Below are 26,995 nucleotides of genomic sequence, written 5' to 3' on the forward strand. Positions count from 1 at the left end.
GCGAGGTGCCGAGTGGTGGGGCAAGAGCCCTTTGCTTACTTTGGGGCTTTTCCAAAGTGAGCCGCTGTAAGAGCGGAACCCTAAGTGGCCGTTACCGCAGGAATGGATATGTACCCAGTCTGATCCAGCACCCTGGTCGGCTGTCAGGCCGCCATCGGGGGCAAGCCCCCTCCCACATTTGGAACGCGGTGCATCAGTTAGATAGCTATAAGCTGCCAGACAGCAAGTTCCCTCTCCTGGCACTAGCGCCGCACTCAACGTTGTGTAGATACCTATGGCCATCGCAGGCAAACCAGCTCCCACATTCGCCATCTCCATTCTTCAAATTCGCCGCCGGCGGTTAAGTTGGGGAATCGCGGTCTGGGGCACTTCCACACGCTGCACCTGTGTCGCGGTACACGCCGCAAGTTGCGCCAGGGTCGGCTGGCTGAACAAGGTTCGCGCATCCACCTCCAACCCCGCCTTGCGCATGCGCGCCACCACATTCACCGCCAGCAACGAATGCCCGCCCAACTCGAAGAAATGGTCGTGGCGCCCTACCCGCTCCAGCTTCAACACCTCGGCCCAAATCCCGGACATCAAGGTTTCCACCTCCCCCACCGGCGCTTCATAAGCACGGCTGACCACCGACTCCAACCCAGGCGCAGGCAGTGCCTTGCGGTCCAGCTTGCCGGCAGGGTTGAGCGGCAATACGTCAAGCTGCACAAAGGCCGCCGGCACCATGTACTCCGGTAATTGCTCCAGCACGTGGGCGCGCAAGGCGTCCAGGCTTGGCGCTGGCCCGTGCAAGGTGAAGTACGCGACCAAACGCTCATCACGAATCAGCACCGCCACTTCACGCAAGGCCGGGTGCGCCGCCAGGCGTGATTCAATTTCGCCCAGCTCCAGGCGTACGCCACGCAGCTTGACCTGGAAGTCATTGCGCCCCAGGAACTCCAGGTTGCCATCGGGCAGGTAGCGCACCAGGTCGCCGGTGCGATACAGCCGGTCACCGGCCACAAACGGGCTGTCGATAAACCGTTCGGCGGTCATCTGCTCCAGGCCCAAATACCCACGGGCCACGCCCACACCGCCAATATGCAACTGCCCGCTGACACCGAACGGCACCGGCGCGTCGTGTTCATCCAGCACATACAGGCGCGTGTTGTTGATTGCCCGACCAATCGGCAGTTGCAGGGTCGGCACCGGTTCACCGGGTTCCAGGGTCCAGGCGCTGCTGTCGACCGTGGCTTCGGTGGGGCCGTAGACGTTATGCAAGCGCACCTTGGGCAAACGCGCCTGCACGCCTCGGGCCAGGGCTTCGGTGAGTTCGCCGCCGCCGCAGAGCACGTCGGTGAGGCTGGTGCACAAGGCTGACGCTTCCAGTTCGAGGAACTGCTGCAACATCGCCGGTACGAACTTGATCACGGTGATCTGCTGCTCGCGAATCACCTGCGCCAGATACGCCGGTTCACGGTGCCCGTCAGGCCGTGCGAGTACCAGGCGCATGCCGTTGGCCAGCGGCCAGAACAGCTCCCACACCGAGCCATCGAAGCTGAACGGCGCACGTTGCAACAACGCGCCGCCTTCAGCATTCGGGCACAGCTGTGAACCCCAGTGCATGAGATTGCCCAGGCCGCGGTGTTCGATCATCACGCCTTTGGGCGTGCCGGTGGACCCGGAGGTGTACATCACGTAGGCCAGGTTGGCCATGCTCAAACCGGGCACCGAAGGATTGCCGACAGGCGCCTGGCTCCAGGCATTGTGGTCAAAATCGATCACCGGCATCGACACCTCGCCCGGCAGGTCGCGCGTGGCGGCGTGCACCAGCAGCGCCACCGGCTGGCTGTCGTTGAGCATGTAGGCCAGGCGCTCGCGCGGGTAGCCTGGGTCGAGCGGCACATACGCGCCGCCCGCCTTGAGAATCGCCAGCAACCCCACCACCAGGTCCAACCCGCGTTCGACGCACAGCGCCACCCGCGAATCCGGCTGCACGCCGCGCTCGCGCAGGTGGAAGGCCAGCTGGTTAGCACGCTCGTTGAGTTCGCGATACGTCAGTTGCCGCTCGCCCGCTTGCACCGCGATGGCATGCGGAATATGCCGCGCATGGGCTTCGAACAAGGCCTGTACGGTGAGGGTGTCGGGGTAGTCGGTGGCGGTGGCGTTGAAGTCCACCAACAAGCGTTGCAATTCGCTGGCAGGCAGCACCTGCACGTCGCGCAATGGCGTGCCCGGTGCGTGCTCAAGTGCATGCGCCAGGCCATGCAAGGCCGTGTCGAGGTAGCTCAACAGGCGCTGCGCGCCGACCTTGCGTGGCGCCTTGGCCTTGAGCCGAAAACCGCTGGCCACGTCGTCCACCGTGAGCATCAGCGGGTAGCTGAGAATGTCTTCACTGCTGAGCAAGGCGATGCCCGGCACCAGGTTCACGTCGGTGTCGGCGCTGGTGTGACGGTAGTTGAGCAAGCTGTTGAACAGCGGCGACGCACCGCTGCAACGCTGCGCCAACGCGAGCGAGGCCTGTTCATGGGCGAGCAAGGCGCTGAGTTGGGCGTGGGTGTCATTGAGTGCAGCGAGTACGGTTTGCCCGGCCAGGCGCAGGCGCAGCGGCAAGGTGTTGATGAACATACCCAAGGCGCGGTCGGCGCCCTCGCCGGCCTGCAAACGGCCGAGCAGCACGGTGCCGAACACCACGTCGTCGCGGCCCGCGACGCGGATGAGCACCTGCGCCCAGGCCAAATGAAACAGGCTCGCCGCGCTGACCCCAAGGGCACGCGCCTGCGCCCGCAGGCGTTGGTTGAGCGCGTCGCTGAGCGGCTGGACGAAGGCTTCGATTTCATCCCGATCCGCCTGGCGCTCCTGTAAACCGAACGCCAGGGTTGGCTCATCGACATCCGCCAGGCGCTCACGGAAGAAGGCTTCGTGGGCCGCCAGACGTTGCGGCGAACGGCTCTGTGCGACCACGTTGCGATACGGCACCGGCACCGGCAGTTGCGCCTGTTGGCCGAGCAGATGGGCGCGGATCTCGTCCACCAGCACCGTGGTCGAGGTGGCGTCGTTGACCAAGTGATGAAAGCGCAAGCGAGCGACCCAGCGCCGGTTGTGCGGCTCTTCGGCGTAGTCCAGGGCCATCAACGGCGCCTGGCGCAAGTCCAGCGCTGCAGCCGGTTCGCGCAGTGGCTCAAGCCGCAACTGCGCTTGGCGCCACACCACTTGCATCGGTTGCTCAAGGGCATCCCACACCAGGCTGGTGCGCAGGATATCGTGGCGGTTGATCACCTGTTGCAGCGCCTGGGCAAACGCATCCACCTGCTCGCGGCTGGCAAAACTGAACATCGCACATTGCTGGTACGGATCACGTTCATCGGTGATGTGGTGGTATAGCAAGCCTTCCTGCAACGGCGCCAGCGGGTAGATTTCCTGCACATTGGCCGCCCCGCCGGGGATGCCCGCGACGATGCGCTCAAGGCTGGGTTGATCGAGCTCGGCCAGCGCGAGCATGTCGGGGGTGATCTGCGTGCAAGCGGTCGGGATGCGATTGGCCGGTACCTGCACGTCGCTGCCGACGCTCGCTGCCGCCAACGCCGCCAGGGTCGGCTGACTGAACAACACCTGCACGTCGGCACGCAACCCGGCCTGGCGCATGCGTTGCACCAGTTGCACGGCCAGCAGCGAATGCCCGCCCAGTTCGAAAAAATGATCGTGCCGGCCGATTGGCTGCACCTGCAGCAGCTCGGTCCAGATCTGCGCCAGGGTGGTTTCCACGCCCTCACATGGCGCCTCGAACAGGCGCGTGACGAAGGCCTGATGCGTAGGTTCAGGCAGGGCCTTGCGGTCGAGTTTGCCGTTGGCGGTGAGGGGCATCACGTCCAGCTTCACATAAGCCACCGGCAGCATGTACTCCGGCAACGAGGCTTGCAGGTGGGCGCGCAGGGTTTCGATATCGACACTGTGCTGCTCGATAATCCAGGCGAGTAACTGCCCTTCGCGAAACTGCACCACCGCTTCCTTGATCGCCGGATGGGTGGCCAGCGCGGATTCGATCTCGCCCAGCTCGATACGCACACCACGGATTTTCACCTGGTCGTCGTTGCGGCCCAGGTATTCAAGATTGCCGTTGGGCAACAGGCGCGCCAGGTCGCCGGTGCGGTACATGCGCCCATTGCTGAAGGGATCATCAAGAAAGCGCTCGGCGCTCAGGTCGGGGCGATTCAGGTAACCGCGCGCCACGCCCTTGCCACCGACGTACAACTCCCCCGCCACACCGATGGGCACCCGGCGTTGTTGTTGATCCAGCAGGTAGACCGTGGCATTGGCAATCGGCGCGCCGATGTGCAGCGGCGCGCCGACCTTGACCCGCCCGGAAGTCGCGACCACCGTGGCTTCGGTGGGGCCGTAGTTGTTGATGACGTCAAATGTTTGCGCGCGGCTGAAGGCGCGCAGGCGGTCGCCGCCGATCAGCAAGGTGCGCAACGTCGGGTGTTCCAGGCGCTGGCTGAAGGCGTACTCGGCCACCGGGGTCGGCAGGAAGCACACGTCCAACGGCTGCGCGCGCCACCAGCCCAGCAGCGCGTCGATGTCTTCCGGGCCATCGTGGGCCGGTGGCAAGTGCAGTGTCGCGCCCACACACAGCGCAGGCCAGACTTCCCAGGCCATCGCATCAAAACCGAACCCCGCCACGCTGGCGGTGTGGCTGCCCGCGTGCAGGTTGAAGGCCTGGCAGTGCCAGTCCACCAGGTTCGACACGCTGTGGTGTTCGACCATCACGCCCTTGGGCAACCCTGTGGAGCCGGAGGTGTAGATCACATAAGCCAGGTTCGACGGCGTGACCGCCACGCGCGGGCTGCCAGCATGGTGAATGGTCGGCTGGTCAAGCCGAATCAGCGGCACGTCCAGCGCAGGCAAACGGTGGAGTAAATCCTGCTGGGTCAACACCGCCACCGGCGCGCTGTCGTGCAACAGGTAATGCAGGCGCTCGGCAGGATGGGCCGGGTCTACCGGCACATAGCAGCCGCCGGACTTGAGAATCGCCAACAGCCCCACCAAGGTCTCCAGGCCGCGCCGGGCCACAATTGCCACCCGGTCATCCGGCTGCACACCGTGTTCCAAGAGTTGCAGGGCCAAGGCATTGGCCTGTTGATCGAGCTGGGCGTAGGTCAGTTGCCGGCCCTGGTGCACCGCCGCCACGGCATCCGGTGTGCGCGCGGCCTGCGCCTCGATACGCCCATGCAGGGTTTGCAGTGTGGCAGTCGGCTGCGCGGTGGCATTCCACTGCTGCAGTTGGGCCTGTTCGGCAGGTGTGACCAGCGAGAACTCACCGACTGCCAGCGCGGTATTTTCCAGGCCCTGTTCGAGCAGCCAGGTAAAGCGCTGCGCCAACGCCTGCACTTCGTCGTGCTGAAAGTACGCTTCGTTGTAGACGCAATGCAGGCACGCGGTGTCCTGGTAACGGTTGCTGCGCAGGTGGATGGCAATCGGCAGCGGCTCATGGTGGTTGGACACCTTGATCGCCCGCGCCTGCACCTGGCCGTAACGCAGGTCGTGGTCATCCTGCTCATAGGACACCGACAGGTCGAACAACTGCCCGCGACCAGTGCGGCGCAGGCCCAATTCGCGGTTCATCTCGCTCAGGGGAAAACGCTGGTGGCGGAAATCCTGCTTGAGCTGGTCACGCACGCCGCGCACCAGAGCGCTGAACGACAACTGCTCGCCGAACTGAAAACGCACCGCGCTGACCTGGGTGAACAGGCCCACAGTAGAGCGAAAACGCGCGTTGGAACGGTTAAGAATCGGCAGCCCCACCACCCACTCGTCACGCTGGCTGGTGCGGGTGAAATACACATACATCGCGGCCAGCAATACATGGAAGGCCGAAGCCTGATAACGGTTGGCGACTTGCTCCATGCGGTTGAGCAACGCCACCGGGAATGCCTGCACGAGGGTGTTGCTCGGCGCCTGCGCGTTATGGCGCGGCGTCAGCAATGGCTCGGGTAGCTGCTGGTATTTGTCCAGCCAGTAGGCGCGGTCGCGGGCGTAACGTGCCGAATGCTGGTAGCGCTGGTCGGTGTCGATAAAGTCGATATAGGAAGGCGCCTGCGGCTCGGATTGTCGGCCGTGTTGCAGGTCGGTGTAGAGGCGCGCCAAGGACTGCAGCATCTGGCCGAAGCCCCAGCCGTCGAGGATCAGGTGGTGGGCCTGGGTGCCGAGGCGGTAATGATCGTCGTCGAGCTTGACCAGAAAAAACCTGAACAGCGGCTCGCCGGTCATGGCGTAAGGCTGCGCCATTTGCGCCTGCATCAACGCCTGGGTCGCGGCCTGCGGGTCGGGCAGCCTGGAAAAGTCGTGCTGCACCACCTCCACCACCCATTCGGTATCGAAGGTTTGCCGCGCCATGCCCTCGGCATCGGTGTGCAGTTGGGTGCGCAACGCATCGTGCTTGGCCACCAACCGCTCCACGGCGCGCTGGATCAAGTCGGGGTCCACGGCACCGGCGAAATCGACATAACCGCCAATGTTGTACAGCGGCGAATCGCCCACGCGCAGCTGGTCGAGCCAGATGTCTTGTTGAGCGGCGGTGAGGGGGAAGCTGGCCGGCAAGCTTGAGGAATACTTCATAAGATCCTTCTCATGGGTGTCAGGCACTGGCCGCTCACGCTGGCCCAATACGCCGAAATTGCCGGATTTGAGCATGGGGGTCCGGGCGTGTCTGTCACCCGAAACCCGGACACCTGACGGGACGGAAACGGGCTTGGCTGATGGTTCATTGCTGAAACGATTAAATGGCTGTAGGAAATTGGCTATAGATGGCCGCTGCCATAACGCATAAAAGTTTTTAAAAAATTTATTTTTCTTTTTATTATCAAAAACTTAATAAATTCTAAAAAACCATGGCTGCGTTTCGTGGCCGGAATACGCCGTCAGAAACGTCGAATTAATGACGTGGTTTTTATGGCAGGTTGTGTCCCTCGTTTCCGCTACATACGTAGGATAAATCGCTATGGCTAAATGACCTTTCGAACGCCGAGTTACGTTCAAGGAACACGGACCGCCCCACGCAGACCCAGGGCACCCGTTGACGGTTTTCGACATCAAGGATGAGATGGCTATGAGTCTGACCCGTAGTATTGGCACTGCCAAAAGCCCGCATTTCTACGCTGAAATGGGCGAGTTGATTTCAAACAGCGGCCACCAGAACTTCGCCGCGAGCATGCTGCACCTGGTGGACAAGTGGGTGCCTATCCACCTCGTGGACCTCAGTGAATGGACCCTCGATGAACTGCGCGACAGCGTGCGCGAGATCAAGCTGCTGGGCAGCGCCGGGCTGAAGAAGGACCTGTCTGCGCCGCAAACCCTGCACCCACTGAAAGACCACCCGCTGCTGCGGCAAATGCTGCGCATGCAAGACCCGCTGCTGATCCAGATGAAGGCCAAGGCCGACAGCGCACACCCGCTGGGCAGTTCTCACCAGTGCAACCTGGTGTCGCGCCAGGGCAATCGTCGCTGCGTGATTTCGTTCTACCGCCCACCGACGCAACAGGGATTTTCCCTGGCCGAGTTGTCGTTTCTCAAGTGCCTGTCGGACACTCTGTTACCGCTGATGGAGCGGCACGCGCAGTTGCTGCGCCAGGCGCCGCACCCGGAGGCCGAGCCGGTGCACAGCCAACTGGAGCAATCGCAGTTGCAGCGCGAGTTCTACAAGCGGCTGTCCCTGAGCGACGTCACCTTGTCGGCGCGGGAGCAGGAAGTCTGCCTGGGCCTGTTGACCGGCGGCACCGTGCCGCAAATGGCGGAAAAACTCAGCGTGAAAAACAGCTCGATTGAAACCTACCTCAAGCGCGCCGCCGCCAAGTTGGGCGTGAGTGGCCGCCATGGTTTGGCCAAATGGATGGTTGGCGCCTGATGAACAAATGCATGCTCACTGGCGTCAGCATGGCGTGGTTACTCAGCGGTTGTTCGCTGATCCCCGACTACCAACGGCCCGCCGCGCCTGTACCGGCTCAGTTCCCTCAAGACGGCGTCTACCGCCTGGCGCAGGCCGGTGCGGTGGCGGCGACGCCCGACTGGCAGCAGCTGTTTCACGACCCGGCATTGCAGCAGTTGATTGGCCATGCGCTGGTGAATAACCGCGACCTGCGAGTAGCCGCGTTGAACGTCGAGGCCTTCCAGGCGCAATACCGCATCCAGCGTGCGGACCTGTTCCCGGCGGTGTCCGCCACCGGCGCCGGCAAACGCCAGAAGGTGCCGGGGGATGTGACCGGCACCGGCAAGTCTGCGATTACCTCCAACTACTCTGCCACCTTGGGGCTCAGCGCGTATGAGCTGGACTTGTTCGGCCGTGTGCGCAGCCTCAGCGAACAGGCGCTGCTGACGTATTTCAGCACCGAAGAAGCCCGGCGCAGCACGCAATTGAGCCTGGTGGCCAACGTCGCCAATGCCTACCTGACCTGGCGCGCCGACCAGGAACTGCTGGCCCTGGCACAGCAAACCCTGGTGGCCAACGACCACAGCTGGCAACTGACCAGCCGCAGCAAAAGTGCGGGCAAAGCTTCGGCGCTGGAGGTGGTGCAAGCGCGCACGGCGGTGGAAAGCACGCGCGCCAGCGTGGCCCGCTATGAACGCCAAGTCGCCCAGGACCTCAACAACCTCGCCCTGCTGGTGGGCGGCCCAGTGGATGAAAACCTGCCGGCACGCCCGCTCGCCGATGACCTGGTGGCGCGCGTGCCCGCAGGCCTGCCGTCCGACCTGCTGCAGCGTCGCCCGGATATCCTCCAGGCCGAATACCAATTGCAGGCCGCCAACGCCAATATCGGCGCGGCCCGTGCGGCGTTCTTTCCGTCGGTCACCCTCACGGCCAACGCCGGCAGCACCAGCAAAGAGCTGTCGGGATTGTTCAAGGGCGGCTCGGGCACCTGGACCTTCCAGCCGCAGATCAACCTGCCGATCTTCAACGCCGGCAGCCTGCGTGCAAGCCTGGACTACGCCAAACTGCAAAAAGACATCAGCGTGGCGCAGTATGAAAAGTCGATCCAGACCGCCTTCCAGGAAGTCGCCGACGGCCTCGCCGCCCGCCAGACCTTCAACGACCAGCTTGAGGCGCAGCGAGATTTTGTCGCGGCCAACCAGGCCTATTACGATTTGGCCCAACACCGCTATCGCAGCGGCGTCGACAGCAACCTGACGTTCCTCGATGCACAGCGCTCGCTGTTCAGCTCGCAGCAGGCGCTGATTGTCGATCGGCTGGCGCAGTTGGTGGCGGAGGTGAATCTGTACACGGCGCTGGGCGGGGCTTGGGAGAATGCGCCGGTGCTGGCAAGGCGCTGACCTGAATGTAATGAAGCCCAAATGTGGGAGCTGGCTTGTTGTGGTTAGCAGGCTTGTTGTGGCGAGCAGGCTTGCCACAAAGAATCCGGCAGCGCCCTAAATCATTGCCAACCGCCCATCGCCAGGCTGAACGGCGAAAACTCGGCAAACTGCCAGCGCAACGCCAACGCCGCCGGGCGGCGCACCACGTGCTCGACGGTCACTGTCCACAACCGCTGCGCACCTTCAAACTTCGCCACTTCAGGGCCGCTGAGGATCAGCGACGTGTGCCCGGCAATCTGCAGCACGTCACCCGACTCGAAATCGATAAACAGCAACCCCGCCACCGGGTTGGCCGACAGGTTGCCCAAGGTGTTGAAGAACAGGTTGCCGGCAAAGTCCGGGATGGTCAGCACGTTACCTTCGACGCGTACAAACCCACTGTTGCCGCCACGGTGAGAAACGTCCACCGAGCGTTCGCCCGCCACGTCCACGAAGCTGGCGACGAAGAAGGTGTCGGCGTTGCGAATCATGGTTTGCGCAGCCTCGTCCAGGCCGTTCAAGTGCTCGGCCTGGGTCCCAGGTTTGCGCGCGATTGCATCCACGGGCCGCAGCTGAATGTACTTGGGGCAGTTGCCGAAGGTATGCACCACGTCGACCGAAAACCCCTCGTGATCCAGGCTGCCGATGCGGCCGTTCATGCGGTTGCGGCGGCGGGTGTTGAGGTCGATGCCGAGCAGGCCCACGGACGCGCCGCTGTGCAAGGCCGCCAGCGCCGGATCGGCTTTGGACGGCAGGCTGTCGATCTGCAACGTCTGTGGGTCCGGCGAATGGGCAAACCCCGGCGCACCTTCCAGCAAGGTCGCCCAGGGAATGCCCTGCGCATCCACCACACCGAGCAGCAGGTACGGCAACAACGGGTAGAAATCCCGGTGCTGTTCGGGCAAATGATCACGAATCACCTTGGTCCCGACCACCGCCATGCGCTCGGCGACACCGGCACTTTCCTGCATCTGCCGTTCACCGGCATGCCACGGGGACTGTTCGATCAGGTTCATGGCGATCACCTCAAGTTAGATGTGTGGAGGCTATGCCCTGCCCCGCATCGAGAGAATGCCCAGGTTTGGCAATCCACTGTTACGCCAGCTGAAATGCCGGATGTTCACGCAGCGCCGCCACACAGTGGTCGACAAAACTGCGCACGCGCATTGGCGCATGGCGGCCTTCACGGTAGACCACATGCACCGGCAATGGCGGCGGCTCAAACGCGGGCAACACCCGGCATAACTGGCCGCTCAGCAGGTGTTGGTGAACCGGGTAGCTCTGGCACCGGATGATTCCTGCACCCTGTACCGCGGCATTGATCGCGCCTTGCACCGTGGTGCAACTGAGGCGTGCGCGCGCCTTCAGGTGGCCGTGCTGAAAATCCCAGTGCACCTGATCGGCGCTGGCGATCAAGTGGTGCTGTCTGAGGTCGTCCGGGTGCCGGGGTTCGCCGTGGGCCGCGAGGTAGCCGGGGCTTGCGCAGAGCCTATGCCGCACCTGCCCGACCGGTCGCGCAATCAGTGACGAGCTGGGCAGTTCACCGACGAGAACCGCCACGTCCAGCCCTTCTTCATGCAGGTTGGGGTAATAGTCGTGATAGTGCGCGACGAGGCGCACGTCGGGGTAACGGTCCATGTAACCGGCCAACACCGGCGCCATCACATAGCGGCTGAACAGCCACGGCAGAAACACCCGCAGGTTGCCCTGGGGCCGCACATGCAAGCCGTTGGCCGAGGCTTCGGCAGCGTCCACAGCCGCCAGCAAGCGCACGCAGTCGATCAGGTAGGCGTTGCCGGCATCGGTCAGGCACACACCCCGCGTACTGCGTTGCAGCAACGCCACGCGCAGGCGTGCCTCCAGGCGGGCAATCGCGCGCACCAGGGTTGGGCCGGAAACGTGCGCGTCACGCGCCGCCGAAGCCAGGCTCGGTTGCCCGGCCAATGCCGCAAACAGCTGCATGTCGCGATAACGCTCCATCAGCTGCGCCGTTTCATCGACGGGTTCAGGGCCGCGTCCTGCCCGAGGCGATGGGTGAGGAAGTCGACGAAGGTGTGGACCTTGGCCGGTACGCGGCCACTCTGCTGAAACACCACCTGGATCGGCAGCGGTGCCGGCTCGAACGCCTCAAGCACAATCTCCAGCTCGCCCGCCGCCACCGACGCGGCGACCTGATAAGACAACACCCGCGTCACGCCCCAGCCCAGACGCGCGAGGTTGATCGCCGCATTGTTGGCCGTCACCACTAAACGCGGTTCGATGGGCACGGTCAGTGGCTGGTCGCCATCGACAAACCGCCACTCACTCACCAACTGGCTGGAGGACGAGGTGACGATTTTCGCTTGCCGCAATTGCTCGGGCCGCGACGGCCGCCCATGCTGGTCGAGATAACCGGGCGCCGCGCACACCACTCGGCGCACTTCGCCGACCTTGATCGCCTGCTGCCCCGGCGCCTGCAGATGGCCGATGCGCACGGCCACGTCCACGCCTTCATCGACCATGTTCACCACGCGGTCGACCAGCAAGGCGTTGATGCTCACTTGGGGGAAACGGTCCAGGTAATCGCCCAGCACTGGCGCCACATACAATTCGCCAAACAGCACCGGCGCGGTCAGCGTCAGGTGACCACACGGAATCGAATAGCTGCCCGCCGCCGCTTCTTCGGCCTCATCCAGTTCGGCGAGGATGCGCCGGCAATCGTCCAGATAACGCTGGCCGGCTTCGGTCAGGTGCAGGCTACGAGTAGTGCGCGCCAGCAACTGGGTGCCGATGCGCTGCTCCATCGCGGCGATGGCCCGCGTCACGCTGGGCGGCGAGGTTTTCAGGCGCCGCGCCGCGGCAGCGAAGCCTTGCTCCTCGGCCACCGCGAGAAACACCTGCATTTCATGAAATCGGTCCATCGGCGCCTCTCGCTCGTTACTGTGATTGCAGCCCCACCGCCGTGCGCGGCATGCCGACGAAGCCCGGCAAGGCCTCGATGCTGGCGAGCCAGGCGCTTACCTGAGGGTAGTCGGCCAGCGACACATTGCCTTCCGGCGCATGGGCCACGTAGGTGTAGAACGCGACGTCGGCGATGCTCGGCTGTTCGCTGGCCAGGAAGCGGCTGTGGCTCAATTGTTGTTCCATCACCTTCAACAGAGCATGCGAGCGGTTGATGGCGGTGACGGTATCGACCTCGGCGCCAAACACCACGGCCAATCGCGCGGCAGCCGGCCCGGCGTGGAGTTGCCCGGCCGCAGCCGACAGCCAGCGTTGCACACGCGCCTGGCCGACAGGGTCACTCGGCAGCCATTGGCGGTCACCGTAGGTGTTCGCGAGGTACACCAGGATCGCATTGGAATCGGCCAACACGGTGCCATTGTCGTCAATCACCGGCACCTGGCCGAAGCTGTTGAGGGTGGCGACAAACTCAGGCGTTTTCTGCGCGCCTTGCTTGAGGTCGACCAGGATAAATTCACTGGGCAGGCCCAGCAGCGACAACATCAGCTCAACCCGGTGGGAGTGGCCGGACAGCGGGAAACCATAGAGTTTGATCAGGGGCTGGGACATGAGAGGCTCCAAACAGTGGGTTATCGACACCAGCCATGTTCTACCGCTGCACTGATCGATGGAATCACCAGGATTTACAATCCAGCATTTCAGCCAATGAAACAATCACTCGCCAAACAATTCCACAATCAGGTTGAACAAGGTGGTCTTCACCGCGCTGTCCAGCTCGGTCCAGGCCAGTCCGGTACTGGCCTCAAATGCGCCCAACTCCAGGTGCCGCGACACGCAGTTGGCCGGCAGCGCACGCGCGGCCTGCTGCGGCAACACACCAACGCCCAACCCGGCAGAAACCAGTGCGAGCATGGTGGTGAACTCACCCAGTTCCGAGGCGATGTCCAGGGTGATGCCCAGCGCGTGGATGAATTCGTCATAGAACCCCGGCGCATAACGCCGCGCGAGGATGTACACCGGCACGTTGAGCAGATCCGTGGGTTGGATAGTTTCCTGGGCGGCCAGGGGATGCTCGATCGGCAGCGCCACGCAAAAACTTTCACGCAGCACGGCGCGGGTCTGCACGCCGGGATGGGCAGCGGGCAGGCGCATCAGGCCGAAATCCAGCAGGCCGTTTTTCAACGCAGCGGCCTGGTCGGGGCCGGGCATGTCCTTGAGTTCCAGTTCGATACGCGGATACCGCTGGTGCACCGCGCGGATCAACTGCGGCAACAGTTGCGGCAGCACTGAAGACACGAACCCCAGGCGCACCCGGCCGATTTCGCCACGGCTGGACGCCCGCGCCGCATCCGCGGCCTTTGCTGCCTGGTGCAAGGTGGCCTGGGCCTCGGGCAAGAAGGCACGCCCAGCGTCGGTCAAGGTCACCGAATGGCGATTGCGATCCAGCAGGCGCACGCCCAGGCCACTTTCGAGCAGCTTGATCTGCATGCTCAGCGCCGGTTGCACGATCGACAGCTGCGCCGCCGCCCGGCCGAAGTGCAGGGTTTCAGCGAGCACCACAAAGGCGCGCAAGTGCTTTAACTCCATCGAATTCCCTCGGTAATCATGAAAAATGATCACCCGATCACAAATGAAAATTGGACGCTTGAGCGCCGCTGCGGTGAAGTAAGTCACCGTCATACACGATATGACAGGGCTTTGCCTATAACAATGACAACAAGGAGGCACCATGCTCGGCATGGCTAACGACACTTATCTGCTACTAGATGCGCTGGTCACGATTGTCGGATTGATATTGTTGATCACCCATTTAAAGGTTCACCCTTTTGTTGCGCTGACCGTGGCCGCAGGCTTTCTCGGCCTGACGTCCGGCATGCCGGTGGACAAGGTGATGAAGTCGTTCCAGGACGGTTTCGGCGGCGTATTGGGGTTTGTCGGCATCATCCTTGGCCTGGGCACCATGCTCGGCAAGTTGATGGCCGACTCCGGCGGCGCCGACCAGATCGCGCGCACCTTGATTCGTGCGTTCGGCAAGCAACGCGTGCACTGGGCGATGATGTTCTCGGCGTTTCTGGTGGGCATTCCGCTGTTTTTCGAAATCGGTTTTGTGCTGCTGATTCCGCTGGTATTTATCGTCGCGCGGCGCACCGGGTTGTCGCTGATCAAGGTCGGCATGCCGCTGCTCGCCGGGTTGTCGGTGGTACATGGGCTGGTGCCGCCGCATCCGGGGCCGCTGCTGGCCATCGGGATTTTTGGCGCGGACATCGGCAAGACGATTTTCTACGGGTTGATTGTCGGCCTGCCCACGGCAGTGATCGCCGGGCCGCTGTTCGGCAACCTGATTTCACGCTACGTACCCGGCCAGGCCTCGCCGGAACTGATGGAGCAGTTGGCCAAAGAGTCCTCGGGCGACAACCTGCCGGGTTTTGGCATCACCGTCACCACCATCCTGCTGCCGGTGGTGCTGATGCTGCTCAAGACCTTCGCCGACGTGGCCTTCGCTGCCGACAGCGTGTTCCGCGTGTGGATGGACTTTATCGGCCACCCGATCACCGCGCTGCTCGCGGCGCTGCTGCTGGCGTTCTATACCTTTGGGGCGGCCCGCGGTTTCTCGCGTGAACAGCTGAGCAAGCTGTTGGATTCGAGCCTGGCCCCGACCGCCGCCATTGTGCTGATCGTCGGTGCGGGCGGCGGCTTCAAGCAGATGCTGGTGGCCAGCGGTGTGGGGGATGTGATCGGGCATATGGCGGTGCGCGCCGAGATCTCGCCGATCCTGCTCGCGTGGCTGGTGGCGGCGGTGATTCGCGTGGCCACCGGCTCGGCCACCGTGGCGACCATCACCGGCGCGGGGATTGTCGCGCCGGTGATCGGCTTGATGCCGGGTGTGAACCGCGAGCTGCTGGTGCTCGCCACCGGCGCCGGTTCCCTGGTGCTGTCGCACGTCAATGACGCCGGTTTCTGGCTGGTGAAGCAGTACTTCAACATGACCGTCGTCGAAACTTTCAAGACCTGGACGCTGATGGAGACTGTGCTTTCCTTCAGTGCGCTGGGGTTCATCATGCTGCTGTCGTTGGTGGTGTGAAGCGTTAGGAGAGGTAGCCCATGCAAAGCGTTTTAGACAACTTTCGCCTCGATGGCCGGCTCGCGCTGGTCACCGGTTCCAGCGCCGGTATCGGCCTGGCGATTGCCCGTGGCCTGGCCCAGGCCGGTGCGCGGGTGGTGCTTAACGGGCGCAACCGCAGCACCTTGCGCGATGCGGCGGCACTGCTCGCCGCCGAAGGGCTGGAAGTGCACACCCAGGCGTTTGACGTGACCGACAGCGCGGCGATCCAGGCTGCCGTGGCCGATATCGAAGAACGCCTTGGGGCGCTGGAAATCCTCGTTAACAACGCCGGCATGCAGCGCCGTGGCCCACTGGAGAACTACAGCGAGCAGCACTGGCGCGAGCTGATCAGCACCAACCTCGACAGCGCGTTTCTGGTCGGCCAGGCGGTGGCGCGGGCGATGATCCCGCGCAAGCGTGGGCGCATCATCAACATCTGTTCGGTACAAAGTGAACTGGGCCGCCCTGGGATTGCGCCGTATGCGGCCAGCAAGGGCGCGTTGAAAATGCTCACCAAGGGCATGGCCATCGACTGGGGCCCGCATGGGTTGACGGTCAACGGTATCGGCCCTGGCTACTTCAAGACCGAACTGAACGCCAACCTGGTGGCCAACCCCGAGTTCAGCGACTGGCTGGTGCAACGCACGCCGAGCCGCCGTTGGGGCGACGTGGCCGAACTGGCCGGTGCCGCCGTGTTCCTCGCCAGCGACGCCGCCAGCTTCGTCAATGGCCATATCCTGTACGTCGACGGTGGCATCACCGCGTCGCTGTAATCCTGGAGAACGTTATGCACGCTATCGTCTGTCACGCTTCAAAAGACTTGCGGGTCGACCCTCAGGACGAACCGCAAACCCTCGCCCCCGACCAACTGCGCGTGCGCATTGCGCGGGGCGGCATCTGCGGTTCGGATTTGCACTATTACCAGCACGGCGGCTTCGGCACCGTGCGCCTGCGTGAGCCGATGGTGCTTGGCCATGAAGTGTCGGCGGTGATCGATGCGGTGGGCAGCGACGCCGGGTTGTTCAAGGTCGGCCAGCGCATTGCAGTGTCGCCCTCGCGCCCGTGCGGCGCCTGCCGCTATTGCCATCAAGGTTTGCCGAACCATTGCCTGAACATGCGCTTCTACGGCAGCGCGATGCCCTTTCCGCATATCCAGGGCGCGTTTCGCCAAAGCCTGGTGATCGAAACCCATCAGGCCCATCGCCTGGCCGACCACGTCAGCCTCACCGAGGGCGCTTTGGCTGAGCCGCTGTCCGTGGGTTTGCACGCGATCCAACGCGCCGGTGCGGTGTTCGGCAAACGCGTACTGGTGACCGGTTGCGGCCCAATCGGCAACCTGCTGATCGGTAGCTTGCGCGCTGCGGGCGCCGGTGAAATCGTGGCCGTGGACCTGTCCGCCAGCGCCCTCGCCTGCGCCGAAAAAATGGGCGCCACGCGCACCCATAACATCGCCGACGGTACCGATGCACTGAAGCGCTACACCGCCGAAAAGGGCTACTTCGACGTGATGTTCGAGGTCTCCGGCAGCGCCCAGGCCCTGCGCAACGGCCTGGAATGCATCGCCCCGCGTGGTGTGCTGGTGACGGTGGGGTTGGGCGGCGATGTATCGTTGCCGTTGAATCTGCTGGTCAGCCGCGAGATCGATTTGCGCGGCACCTTCCGCTTCCACAGCGAGTTCGCCCAGGCGGTGGATTTGCTCAATCGCCAGATTGTGGACGTCCGCCCGGTGATCTCCCACACCGTGCCATTTGGCGAGGCGGTGCAGGCATTTGAGTTGGCGGCGGACAAGACCCAGGCGATGAAAGTGGTGCTGGATTTTGGTGTGCCTGACCTGGGCTGACGCCTGGCCTGGCATGCAATCCCCCCAGCAAAATTGGATCCCCCTGTGGGAGCTGGCTTGCCTGCGATGGCGGCACATCAGTCGACCTTGATTTGGCTGCCCCACCGCTATCGCAGGCAAGCCAGCTCCCACATTTGATCTGCGTTGCTGAAGCCGACTGGTGTGCCACTTCAATATCGCCCGCAACAAGCCGGAGTGGAACCTGGAGCCGTCACGGCCCTACACCTCCAATGAAGACTCGATTGCCAAGGGCTGCAACAACACCTGAGGCTCAGGCGCGCTCTTCGAGCCGATCCCGCAAAAACCGGTGGCTGGTGGAAAACAACCGCCGGTAGGTGAGCAGTACCGCACCTACCGTGCCCAACGCTGACGACGCGGCGATCAGAAACATGATCACGATCTGATAGCGCACCGCGTCCACCGGGCTCTCCCCCGCCAGCACCTGGCCGGTCATCATGCCGGGCAAGCTGACGATGCCGACCACGGTCATCTGGTTCAGCGTCGGGATCATCCCGGCGCGCACGGCCTGGCGAATGGCTTCTTGCGCGGCTTCCCAGCGTGAACCGCCGAGGGCCAGGATCATTTCGATGGTGTTGCGGCCCGAGGTCAGTTCCTGGGTCATGCGTTCGATGCCCAGAGACACGCCGGTCAGGGTATTGCCGAGGATCATCCCCAGAATCGGAATCGCGTATTGCGGCTCGTACCACGGGTGGATGCGGATCACCGCAAACAACCCCACCGCCGTAACCAGCCACGAACTGCCCCACACCGACAGGATGCTGTCGACCCGTTGCCCACGGTAAGTGCGGCGCCCGCGCCCTGCCGCCGACAGGCCGGCGATCAAGGTCATCGCACACATCAGCGGCAGCACCACGTACCAATACGCGAACTCGAACACCCAGCCCAGCAGGTAACCGATGGCCAGCAGCTGCACCACGGTGCGCACCGCCGCCCACAGCAATTGGCGGCCAAGGCCCAGGCGCAGCAGCAAGGACAGCGCGCCATTGATCAGGATCAGCGAGGCGGCGATGCCCATGTCCAGCGCGCTGAGGTTTTGATAATTCATGGCTGGGTCGCTCCGCTCAACACTCCGGCGTTCATCTGCAAGTGGATGGCGCTCATGCGCTGGGCCTGATCGAGGTCGTGGGACACCCAGATATAAGCGCGCGATTTGTCGCCGGCAAACCAGACGTCGATCAGTGCCTCCACATCACGCGATGACGTGGGATCGAGGGCCGCCGTGGGTTCGTCGAGCAACAGCACTTCCGGGTTCAGTTGCAAGGTGCGAATCAACGACACCACCTGGGACTCACCGCCCGACAGGTCACCGGCGTTTTTCTGCAAGAAGTCCGGGGTTTTACCGGCATGCCCGAGCAGCGTCGTCACAGCCTGCAGATCGAAACTGCGCGTGCGCAGCGTCTTGAGGCTGAAGGGAAAACGCAGGTTGTCTTCCACCGTGCCTTCCAGCAACGCCGGGCGTTGCGACAGGTAGCTGATATGGCTGCGGTAGTGGGGAATCTCGGCGTTGGCGATAGCCTGGCCATTCCACAAAATCTGCCCGGAGGTGGGCGCATCCAGCAACGCCAGCGCGCGCAGGAACACGCTCTTGCCGGAGCCGGAGGAGCCGGTGATCGACACGCGGTCGCCGTGGTTCAAGGTGAAATCCGTGGGCTGGAGCAATGCCAGCTGACGGCGCTCGTCCCTGCGCGTGAGGGCGCGGGTTTCTATCAGTGCGCTCATGGACGCGGTGTTCCTCTCAAAGCCTGTTGGCGCAATGGTGCGGCAGGCGCACGAAGATTTCATGAAAAAATTCAAACTATCGCCATTCATGTCGTTCACACCTTCACGTGCAACGTAAACAGGAGGCGACATGCAATACCGACAACTGGGCCACTCAGGCCTGCTGGTATCCGAAATCATCCTGGGCACCGTGCCCTTCGGCGGTCGCGCCGAGTTCGAAAAATGCGGCGCGGTGGACGTGCCCCTGGCCAAGCGCATGTTCGACATCGCGTTCGACGCCGGGGTGAATATGGTCGACACCGCCGACCTCTACTCCCACGGCCTCGCCGAAGAAGTGGTGGGCAAAGCCCTGGGCGACAAGCGCCACGACATCCTGCTGGCCACCAAGGGCCGCAGCCCCGTGGACAACAACCCGAACAACTCCGGTTCCTCGCGCTACCACCTGATTCGCGCCTGCGAAGCCAGTTTGAAACGCCTGGGCACTGACCACATCGACCTCTACCAACTGCATAACTGGGACGGCATGACGCCCATCGAGGAAACCCTCGAAGCGCTGCGGCTGTTGGTGGGTTCGGGCAAGATTCGCTACTTCGGCACCAGCAACTTCACCGCCTGGCAGATGATGAAAACCCTGGGCAAGGCCGAGCTGCACGGCATGCTCAAACCGATCACCCAGCAGATTTACTACACCCCGGAATCGCGCGAAGCCGAGTACGAACTGCTGCCGCTGGCGCTGGACCAGTCCATCGGCACGCTGGTGTGGGGCCCGATGGGCGAAGGCCTGTTGACCGGTTCGACCCGCCGTGGGCAAAAACCGCCAACCACTACCCGCCAGGGCAGCGGCTGGCCGGAACCCTACGTGCATGACAGGGAACGTGCGCTGGACATCATCGAGACCCTCGCTGCCGTTGGTGATGAACATGGCGTGTCGGTGGCGCGTACCTGCCTGGCGTGGCTCAAGGATCGGCCTGGGATCACCTCGTTGATCGTCGGCGCGCGTACCGAAGCGCACCTGCGCGACAACCTCGCAGCGACCGAACTGAAACTCACCGAAGAGCAATCTTCACGCATCGAGGCCGTGACACGGCGCCAGCCGTTGTACCCGTACTGGCATCGCTTTACCGCCGGAATTGATCGCTTCGACCCAGCGGAGCAGCCGTTCCTGGCCGAGCATCAGAAGACCATGGATGCCAGAAAAGATAGGTAAGACGCCGCCAACTTAAGGTGGGCTTGCTCGCGATAGCGGTGTATCAGCCAACTCATGTGTAACTGAGCCACCGCTTTCGCAGGCAAGCCAGCTCCCACATTTGGATCGCATTCCATCAGATGGATGCTGTGGTGCTGTGCCTTTGCCCTGCTTTAGCTTCTACCACTCAAGTCGGCTACCAGGCCGCCGTGCTGTAGATTTTGATCTTGATCTGACAGGCCCCGTAAACCACGATGGCCGCACGCAGGCTTGAATCCGTGGGTAACCCGGCAGGACGCCGGGTTAGCCGCGCTGGGTCGGCGGGGTCTGTCTCACACCCCGCCAGCCGCACTGGACGCTGGGCGACGACAACCTGCCCGTCTGGCGCGGCTGACGCTCAACGCTTGGGCGACAACCCGACCGCGCACGCCACCACCGCCGGATCGCCCTGGTAATTGGCGCGCGGCACGCTGGAGAACTGGCTGACCCGGCTTTCGACGGCGCGCAGTGTCGGGCGCTCGACCGTCGGCAGGCTATGGTCGGGGTCGACCATTTCCATGCAGCGGCGCAGCGAGTTGAAGTCCGGCGATTGCGACAGCGACAGGTGCAACGTCTGGCTCACCGATACCGACACCACCGAGCTCTGTGCACATTGCCCGTCGTAGATCAGTGTGTGGCGAATCAGCGGGTTGTCGTGGCAGTACTTCAACAGGTTGACCTGGCGCGAATGCACCAGCGCGGTGTTGATGATCAACAGATCGAACGCCACGCCGTCCGTACGCGTCAATGCCTGCAGCTCGTCGAACGAGCTCAAGGGGGCGATGCGGTGATAGCCCAACTGGTTGAGCATTTTCTCGATCTTGATCCGTTGCAGAAGGTCTGCATCGGCAATCAGAAGGCGTAACGCTTTATTGGACATAGGGTAAACCTGGCAGGTGGGCATCCGCGTCGATCATTCAACGCTGATCACGTTACCCGTCAGGGCCGAAACAGACTTTAAGGCGATTCTGAAACGGTAACCGGGGGCTCGCCGCACCTTTTAAGAATCGCCTGAAAGCCTTCGCACAGTCCGGCCTCTACCATGCGCTGCGTTCCCACACGCTCCCATGGATTGCACCTGTGCTCATGTTTCTACTCAGAATGGTGATTTTAGCCGGCGGTTTATTCGCCCTCGCGCCGCCGCCCGCCAGCGCGGCGCTGAAAATCGAAGGCACACGCCTGATCTATTTCGGCCAGGACAAGGGCGCCACCATTAACGTGGTCAACCAGGCATCACGTGAGGTCGTGGTGCAAACCTGGATCACCGGCGAGGACGATTCGGCGGGCCGCACCGTGCCATTTGCCGCCACTGAACCGCTGGTGCAGCTGGGTGCCGGCGAGCATCACCCGTTACGCATCCTGTATGCCGGTGAAGGCTTGCCCAGCGACCGCGAATCGTTGTTCTGGCTCAACATCATGGAAATCCCGCTCAAGCCCGAAGACCCCAACAGTGTGCAGTTTGCGATACGCCAGCGGCTCAAGCTGTTCTATCGGCCGCCCGCGCTCAAGGGCGGTTCGGCCGAAGCCGTGCAGCAACTGCAATGGCGCAGCGACGACGGGCGCACCGTCACGGTCCACAACCCCAGCGCGTTCCACCTGTCACTGGTGAACCTGCAAACCGACAACCTGGCGCTCAGTGATTACCTGCTGCTCAAGCCGTACGAGCGCAAAACCCTGACGGCGCCAAGCCCCTTGCCCAAAGGCACCACGCTTCACTTCACCGAAATCACCGACATCGGTTTGCAGGCCCGCCACAGCGCGGCGCTGAACTGATAGTTCGCGAGGTATTTGCCCCCATGTCACTGACCAAACGCTGCTTACCCCTACTGCTGTGGGCCTGCGCCATCTTGCCGGCCACCAGCCATGCGCTGGCCTGCCGTGAGGACGGCACCGGCTCGATCATTACCCAGGAAGCGCTGGGCACCGCACTGGCGGTGGCGGCCGATGCGCCCAACGGCAGCATCATCTGGGAGTCCGGCCCACGCTCCACCAATGTGATCTGCAAAGACGACTACAACTACGGCCGCGAGGAAATCTACTTCTACGTCAACCCGGCCAACGTCAGCATTGGCACGGGTATCCGTGTGGGCATTCGCTACAACAACCAGCCGATCACCCAAAGTACCGGCAAGGTCGGCACCGGGTTCTTTTCCGACCGCGGCTGCACCTCCAACTGCGTCGGTTGGGACAAGGCGCGCTTCACCCTCAACTTCAGCGTGTTCATCGAAAAATACGACCCCACGCCCCCCAGCGGCCAGGCCAGTACCTTGACCTCATACCGCGTGTTCCAGCTGGACGGCGTACGCGGGCTCAACTCAAGGCCCAACAGCAACTTCAACTACGTGGTCACCGGCATGAACGGCATCCGCTTCGTGCCGTGCACCCCCGAGCTGACCATCACTCCCAACGTGGTCAGCTTCCCGATGCCCTCACGCAAGTTTGCAATCGGCGAAGTCGCCAGCAGCGCGAACTTCAGCCTGAACCTGCGCAAGGGCTGCGACACGCCCTACACCGTCAGCGCACGCTTCGCGACCACGCCGGGCGGCGGCAGTGTGGTCAACGGCTTGCTGGTGCCGGACAACAACAAGTCAGTGGGCATCTCATTGTCGCGCGCCGAGAGCCAGCAGCCGCTGGCATTCAATAACTGGTTCACCCTGCAGGAGCTGATGGGCCTGGGCCAGAGCCACGATGAATTTCGCGCCGACCTGAAATGGCGCACCCTGCCGATCCCGGGCGCGTTCGACGCGGCGGTGGTGGTAGATATGTATTACAAGTAAGCCCTTAATTAATCGGGCATGCTTTAAGGATCGTCTTATGCCATCGACGTACGCTCGCGCTTACAGTCCGCCGATGCGATTGAAAAGTTATCTGCTCCAGATCAACCCCGTCCTCTCCCGACCCGAAGCAGCCAGAAGGCTGCTTCGTATTTTTGCGACCGTGCTGCTCATCGGCATCTTGAGCGGGGTCTATACCTTTCTGCTGTCCACCTTCAATAACGATATCTCCGAGCGCCGCGGCTACATGAGCAGCGCCATCGCCGAAGCGCATACCTTTTTCACCAACCGCCAGGCCCTGCTCGAAAGCCTGAGCCTGTCAGCGGTGCGCAAGCAGTCGAAAATTTACCCCTCGTCCCCGGAAGAAGAACATGTGTACCTGGGCGACACGCCCGGCAACCAATGGAGCATCTGGCTGACCGCGCGCCTGCGCGACTACCTCAAGGCCAAGCAGCTCAACCTGCTGTATGTGAACGCCGGCCCCAACCCGCAAGTGATGCGGCTGTACGACGCAACCGCGCAAGTGCTGCCGATCTCCAAGTGCATGCTCAAGCGCCTCAAGACCTTGCAACACAGCGACCCGGCCACGCTCAACGAGCTGTGGCTGAGTGACCGCACCGAGCAGCACTCGCACCTGTACATTTTTATCCGCCTGGACCGCCAAGACCCCAACTCCGGCTGGCTGGGCCTGGAGATGGAAAGCCGCGAAGTGTCCCAGGCCCTCGGCGACCAGAGTGCCGGTGAATTCAGGATGCTCAACTCCCAGGGCATGCTGGTGTTCACCAACAGCGATGACACGCAGATGCGCCAGCAACGCCTCAAGCCCAAGGAAGACAACTTCTTCGGCTTTGTCGGCGGCGGTTGGCTGCCCGACCACCTGGTGATTCGCAAGCACTTGAAATCCTCCGACTGGCAGCTGATGTATTCCATCGACCTGCGCGCCGTGGTCACCGGCCTGTGGAAACAGCTGCTCGGTTCGCTGCTGTTTTGCCTGCTGAGCCTGACGCTGATCTGGCTGGTGATGCGCCGCGTCGACCAGCGTTTCATCATTCCTTCGATCCATCGCATCCAGGCGTTGATCGAAAGCGAGGCGTTCGGCCGTGATGTGATCCAGACCGCGCCTGTTGCCCTGTGCGTACTGCGCCGCACCGACGGCCAGGTGGTGCTGGAAAACACCCTGGCCCAGCAATGGCTGGGCAACGGCCCGGAGCGCGAAACCCTGCGTGCCGGCTGGATCGAACAGGCGTTCGCCGGCGAACCGTCCGAACGCAGCGACTATTTTGAAACCATCGACGGCCGCCACCTGTACTTGAGCAGTGCGCCGACCCGCTACAAAGGCGAGGACGTGCTGTTTTGCGCGTTCAGCGATATCAGTGCGCGCAAGCAAGTCGAAGCGGCACTGGAGGAAGCGCGGCAGTCGGCGGACGCGGCCAACGCCGCCAAGACGCTGTTCCTGGCGACCATGAGCCATGAAATCCGCACGCCGCTGTACGGCGTGCTTGGCACCCTGGAATTGCTGGCGCGCACGCAACTGGATACCCAGCAAAAGGACTACCTGCATGCCATCGAAGGCTCGTCTTCAACCTTGCTGCAGCTGATTTGCGACGTGCTCGATGTGTCGAAGATCGAGGCCGGGCAACTGGCGCTGGAGTTGAGTGAGTTCTCGCCGCTGGACCTGGTCCACGAAATCATCCAGGGCTATGCCGCGGCCGCCCAGGGCAAAGGCCTGCAACTGTATGCGTGCTTCGACCCGAAGTTGCCGGAGCGCTTGATCGGCGACGTGACGCGCATCCGCCAGATCCTGAATAACCTGCTCAACAACGCGGTGAAGTTCACCGACTACGGCCGCGTGGTGCTGCGGGTCAAAGTGCTCGGCCGCGACGGCGAGCGCTCCAGCCTGCTATGGCAAGTCTCGGACACCGGCAAAGGCATCGCTCAGGAAGACCAGGCGATGATTTTCGAGCCGTTCTACCAGAGCGAAGGCAATACCAACGTGGTCGCCGGCACCGGCCTGGGCCTGCCGATCTGCCAGCGCCTGACCGAATTGATGAACGGCAATATCCGCATGGTCAGCGAACTGGGGCTGGGCAGTAGCTTCAGCCTGATCCTGCCGCTGGAAGAAGCGCCGACCCCACCGATGACACCGCTGTTGGCCGAGACCATTTACGTGGTCTCGCCCATCCCGGAACTCGCGCATGCCATCAGCGGCTGGTTGCGCCGCTGGGGCGCACGCGCCCAGGCCGGGCTGCCGACGCTGCCCGACAGCCACCTGCTGCTGCAAGTACACCCCGGCAGCGTCGACCCGTTGCTGGTGCCGGAATGGCCGGGCCCGGTGATCCACGTCAGCAGTAATGCCTGCACGCCGCTGGAAGCCGACGCCGGCGCCTGGCACGTCAACCTCAACCACCTCGGCGCCATTCACCAAGCCGTGAGCCAGGCGCAGGGGCTGTGGGTGGCCCGCGCCGATGAGCACACGCACCAGCGTGACTTGAACAAACTCAACCTGCACTTGCTGGTGGCGGAGGACAACATCATCAACCAGCTGATTTTGCGTGACCAACTCGAAGAACTCGGCTGCACCGTGGAGCTGGCGGCCGATGGTCAGGAAGCGTTGCAGCTGTACACCGCCGGCAACTTCGACGTGGTGTTGACGGACGTGAACATGCCCCACATCAACGGCTATGAACTGGCGCGTGAACTGCGGCGCCAGGGCTGCCCGTTGCCGATTATCGGGGCCACCGCCAACGCCATGCGCGGCGAGGCCGACCTGTGCCTGGCCGCCGGCATGAACCATTGCCTGGTCAAACCCTTTGCGTTGCGGGCTCTATTCAACTCCCTGGCGCCTTATGCACGGATCACCCATGAAGCCCCTTAGTATTTTGATTGTTGAGGACCATCCCCTGCAGCACATCTACCTGCAGCACTTGCTCAGTGAGTTGGGGGATTTCATGCTCGAAACCGCCGAGGACGGTAAAGAAGCGCTGGAGCGCCTGCGCCAGCGCGATTTCGACCTGGTACTGACCGACCTGTTGATGCCCGGCATGGACGGCGTGCAGTTCATTCAGTGCCTGGCCAGCCTGCGGTGCAAGCCGGCGCTGGCAATCATGAGCGCGGCATCGCGGCGCATGTTGATGGCTGCAAGCCTGGTGGCGAAAAACCTCGACGTGGAAGTCATCGGGCTGATCTCCAAACCGGTCGCTGCCGACGCCCTGCGCAGCCTGGTGGACCAGCTCAGGACCAGCGTGCGCAAGCCCTCCCCCGATTTGCCCGAACACCTGGATATCGACCGCCACACCCTGGTGCAGGCCATGAGCAGCGGCCAGTTGCAGGCCTGGTTCCAACCGAAAAAATCCCTCGCCAACGGGCGCATTGTCGCCGCCGAAGCGCTGGTGCGCTGGATGCACCCCGAGCAAGGCGTGATGCTGCCCGCCGCATTCCTGCCGGCGATCAAGGCATTCGAGCTGGAAGAACGCCTGTTGTGGGTGGTGCTCAAACAGGCGATTCACGCCCAGGAACGCTGGCGCCAGCGTGGGTATGAAATCCCGGTGTCGATCAACCTGCCCACGCACCTGCTCAACAGCCACGACCTGGCCGACCGTTTGCTGGAATTCGTGCTGCACCACGACGGCATTCCGGGAATGATCTGCTTCGAGTTGATGGAGTGCTCGGTGCCCCAGGACATCAGCAACTTCTACGCCGGTGCCTGCCGCCTGCGCATCAAGGGCTTCGGCTTGTCCCAGGATGATTTTGGCAAGGGTTACAGCTCGTACTTGAACCTGGTCTCCACGCCATTTACCGAATTGAAGATCGACCAGGCGCTGGTGCAGGGCTGCCACGACAACGAGGGCATGGCCCAGGCGTTGGCGAGCATCATCGCGCTGGGGCGCAAACTCGGCTTGACGGTGGTCGCCGAAGGCGTGGAAACACCGCAGCAGCTGGCCCTGCTGCGCAAGGTCGACTGCAATCAGGTGCAAGGTTTTCTGATTTCACACGCAGTTTCTTCCGAACAATTTCAACAACTTCTGAACAATGATGGCCCCGCGACATCTCACTAG

The 26,995-nt window shown here is 62.9% G+C and carries 19 protein-coding genes and 1 pseudogene; 11 read left to right on the top strand and 9 right to left on the bottom strand.

Going from position 1 to position 26,995, the window contains the following annotated elements; all coding sequences use genetic code 11:
* Window positions 1–321: 321 nt before the first annotated feature.
* Window positions 322–6,591 carry a non-ribosomal peptide synthetase gene (locus HX783_RS24175; RefSeq protein ID WP_177018507.1) on the bottom strand — a complete coding sequence of 2,090 codons (6,270 nt, stop codon included), beginning with the start codon at window positions 6,589–6,591 and terminating at the stop codon, window positions 322–324.
* 490 nt (window positions 6,592–7,081) lie between these two features.
* Between HX783_RS24175 and HX783_RS24180 the strand changes: the two genes are divergently transcribed.
* Together HX783_RS24180 and adeC are read left to right on the top strand one after the other, a co-directional pair.
* Window positions 7,082–7,876: a helix-turn-helix transcriptional regulator gene (locus HX783_RS24180; protein ID WP_159957921.1), complete on the top strand. Its 795-nt coding sequence runs from the start codon at window positions 7,082–7,084 to the stop codon at window positions 7,874–7,876.
* Complete coding sequence (gene adeC, locus HX783_RS24185; RefSeq protein WP_177018536.1) at window positions 7,876–9,297, top strand: AdeC/AdeK/OprM family multidrug efflux complex outer membrane factor; 1,422 nt, start codon at window positions 7,876–7,878, stop codon at window positions 9,295–9,297. Before HX783_RS24180 ends, adeC begins: the two co-directional genes overlap by 1 nt.
* A gap of 101 nt (window positions 9,298–9,398) precedes the next feature.
* Here the strand turns inward: adeC and HX783_RS24190 are convergent, their stop codons facing one another.
* From HX783_RS24190 to HX783_RS24210, 5 genes are all read right to left on the bottom strand, one after another.
* Window positions 9,399–10,334 (bottom strand): pyridoxamine 5'-phosphate oxidase family protein, encoded by a 936-nt coding sequence (locus tag HX783_RS24190; RefSeq protein ID WP_177018508.1) that lies wholly within the window; start codon window positions 10,332–10,334, stop codon window positions 9,399–9,401.
* A 79-nt stretch (window positions 10,335–10,413) separates the two neighbouring features.
* On the bottom strand, window positions 10,414–11,298 hold the full coding sequence (locus HX783_RS24195; RefSeq protein ID WP_177018509.1) for a LysR family transcriptional regulator: 885 nt from the start codon (window positions 11,296–11,298) through the stop codon (window positions 10,414–10,416).
* Window positions 11,298–12,218, bottom strand: a complete 921-nt coding sequence (locus tag HX783_RS24200; RefSeq protein ID WP_177018510.1) for a LysR family transcriptional regulator — start codon at window positions 12,216–12,218, stop codon at window positions 11,298–11,300. Before HX783_RS24200 ends, HX783_RS24195 begins: the two co-directional genes overlap by 1 nt.
* Before the next feature lie 16 nt (window positions 12,219–12,234).
* Window positions 12,235–12,867 (bottom strand): glutathione S-transferase family protein, encoded by a 633-nt coding sequence (locus HX783_RS24205; RefSeq protein ID WP_177018511.1) that lies wholly within the window; start codon window positions 12,865–12,867, stop codon window positions 12,235–12,237.
* A gap of 105 nt (window positions 12,868–12,972) precedes the next feature.
* Window positions 12,973–13,845 (bottom strand): LysR family transcriptional regulator, encoded by an 873-nt coding sequence (locus tag HX783_RS24210; RefSeq protein WP_177018512.1) that lies wholly within the window; start codon window positions 13,843–13,845, stop codon window positions 12,973–12,975.
* A gap of 142 nt (window positions 13,846–13,987) precedes the next feature.
* Here HX783_RS24210 and HX783_RS24215 point away from each other — a divergent pair, with 142 nt between their 5' ends.
* The 4 genes and pseudogenes from HX783_RS24215 to HX783_RS24230 form a co-directional block, all read left to right on the top strand.
* The gene (locus tag HX783_RS24215) at window positions 13,988–15,340 is read left to right on the top strand and encodes a GntP family permease (RefSeq protein WP_177018513.1); all 1,353 of its coding nucleotides are present in this window, start codon (window positions 13,988–13,990) and stop codon (window positions 15,338–15,340) included.
* 20 nt (window positions 15,341–15,360) lie between these two features.
* A complete protein-coding gene (locus HX783_RS24220) occupies window positions 15,361–16,134 on the top strand; it encodes a glucose 1-dehydrogenase (protein WP_177018514.1) in 774 nt (257 codons plus the stop codon).
* A gap of 14 nt (window positions 16,135–16,148) precedes the next feature.
* On the top strand, window positions 16,149–17,201 hold the full coding sequence (locus HX783_RS24225; protein ID WP_177018515.1) for an L-idonate 5-dehydrogenase: 1,053 nt from the start codon (window positions 16,149–16,151) through the stop codon (window positions 17,199–17,201).
* Between the two features lie 154 nt (window positions 17,202–17,355).
* Window positions 17,356–17,469: pseudogene (locus tag HX783_RS24230) on the top strand (DUF2599 domain-containing protein); the annotation flags it as partial.
* Window positions 17,470–17,472: 3 nt separating this feature from the next.
* Here the strand turns inward: HX783_RS24230 and fetB are convergent.
* Together fetB and HX783_RS24240 are read right to left on the bottom strand one after the other, a co-directional pair.
* The gene (fetB, locus tag HX783_RS24235) at window positions 17,473–18,267 is read right to left on the bottom strand and encodes an iron export ABC transporter permease subunit FetB (RefSeq protein WP_177018516.1); all 795 of its coding nucleotides are present in this window, start codon (window positions 18,265–18,267) and stop codon (window positions 17,473–17,475) included.
* Window positions 18,264–18,941, bottom strand: a complete 678-nt coding sequence (locus tag HX783_RS24240) for an ATP-binding cassette domain-containing protein (RefSeq protein ID WP_177018517.1) — start codon at window positions 18,939–18,941, stop codon at window positions 18,264–18,266. The genes fetB and HX783_RS24240 overlap by 4 nt, the downstream gene beginning before the upstream one ends.
* A gap of 130 nt (window positions 18,942–19,071) precedes the next feature.
* Here HX783_RS24240 and HX783_RS24245 point away from each other — a divergent pair, with 130 nt between their 5' ends.
* Window positions 19,072–20,148, top strand: coding sequence for an aldo/keto reductase (locus HX783_RS24245; RefSeq protein WP_177018518.1), 1,077 nt, complete (start codon window positions 19,072–19,074; stop codon window positions 20,146–20,148).
* 376 nt (window positions 20,149–20,524) lie between these two features.
* On the opposite strand, the gene HX783_RS24250 is transcribed toward HX783_RS24245, so the two are convergent.
* The gene (locus tag HX783_RS24250) at window positions 20,525–21,046 is read right to left on the bottom strand and encodes a chemotaxis protein CheY (protein WP_177018519.1); all 522 of its coding nucleotides are present in this window, start codon (window positions 21,044–21,046) and stop codon (window positions 20,525–20,527) included.
* Window positions 21,047–21,252: 206 nt separating this feature from the next.
* Here HX783_RS24250 and HX783_RS24255 point away from each other — a divergent pair, with 206 nt between their 5' ends.
* The 4 genes from HX783_RS24255 (at window position 21,253) to HX783_RS24270 (ending at window position 26,995) form a co-directional block, all read left to right on the top strand.
* Window positions 21,253–21,939, top strand: a complete 687-nt coding sequence (locus HX783_RS24255) for a molecular chaperone (protein ID WP_237235678.1) — start codon at window positions 21,253–21,255, stop codon at window positions 21,937–21,939.
* Between the two features lie 23 nt (window positions 21,940–21,962).
* Complete coding sequence (locus HX783_RS24260; protein ID WP_177018520.1) at window positions 21,963–22,943, top strand: fimbrial protein; 981 nt, start codon at window positions 21,963–21,965, stop codon at window positions 22,941–22,943.
* A gap of 73 nt (window positions 22,944–23,016) precedes the next feature.
* Window positions 23,017–25,815, top strand: a complete 2,799-nt coding sequence (locus HX783_RS24265) for an ATP-binding protein (protein ID WP_177018537.1) — start codon at window positions 23,017–23,019, stop codon at window positions 25,813–25,815.
* Window positions 25,802–26,995: an EAL domain-containing protein gene (locus tag HX783_RS24270; RefSeq protein ID WP_159957953.1), complete on the top strand. Its 1,194-nt coding sequence runs from the start codon at window positions 25,802–25,804 to the stop codon at window positions 26,993–26,995. The genes HX783_RS24265 and HX783_RS24270 overlap by 14 nt, the downstream gene beginning before the upstream one ends.

Origin of the sequence: Pseudomonas sp. D2002 (assembly GCF_013385735.1) — a bacterium.
In the GTDB taxonomy this organism is placed as follows: Bacteria; Pseudomonadota; Gammaproteobacteria; order Pseudomonadales; family Pseudomonadaceae; genus Aquipseudomonas.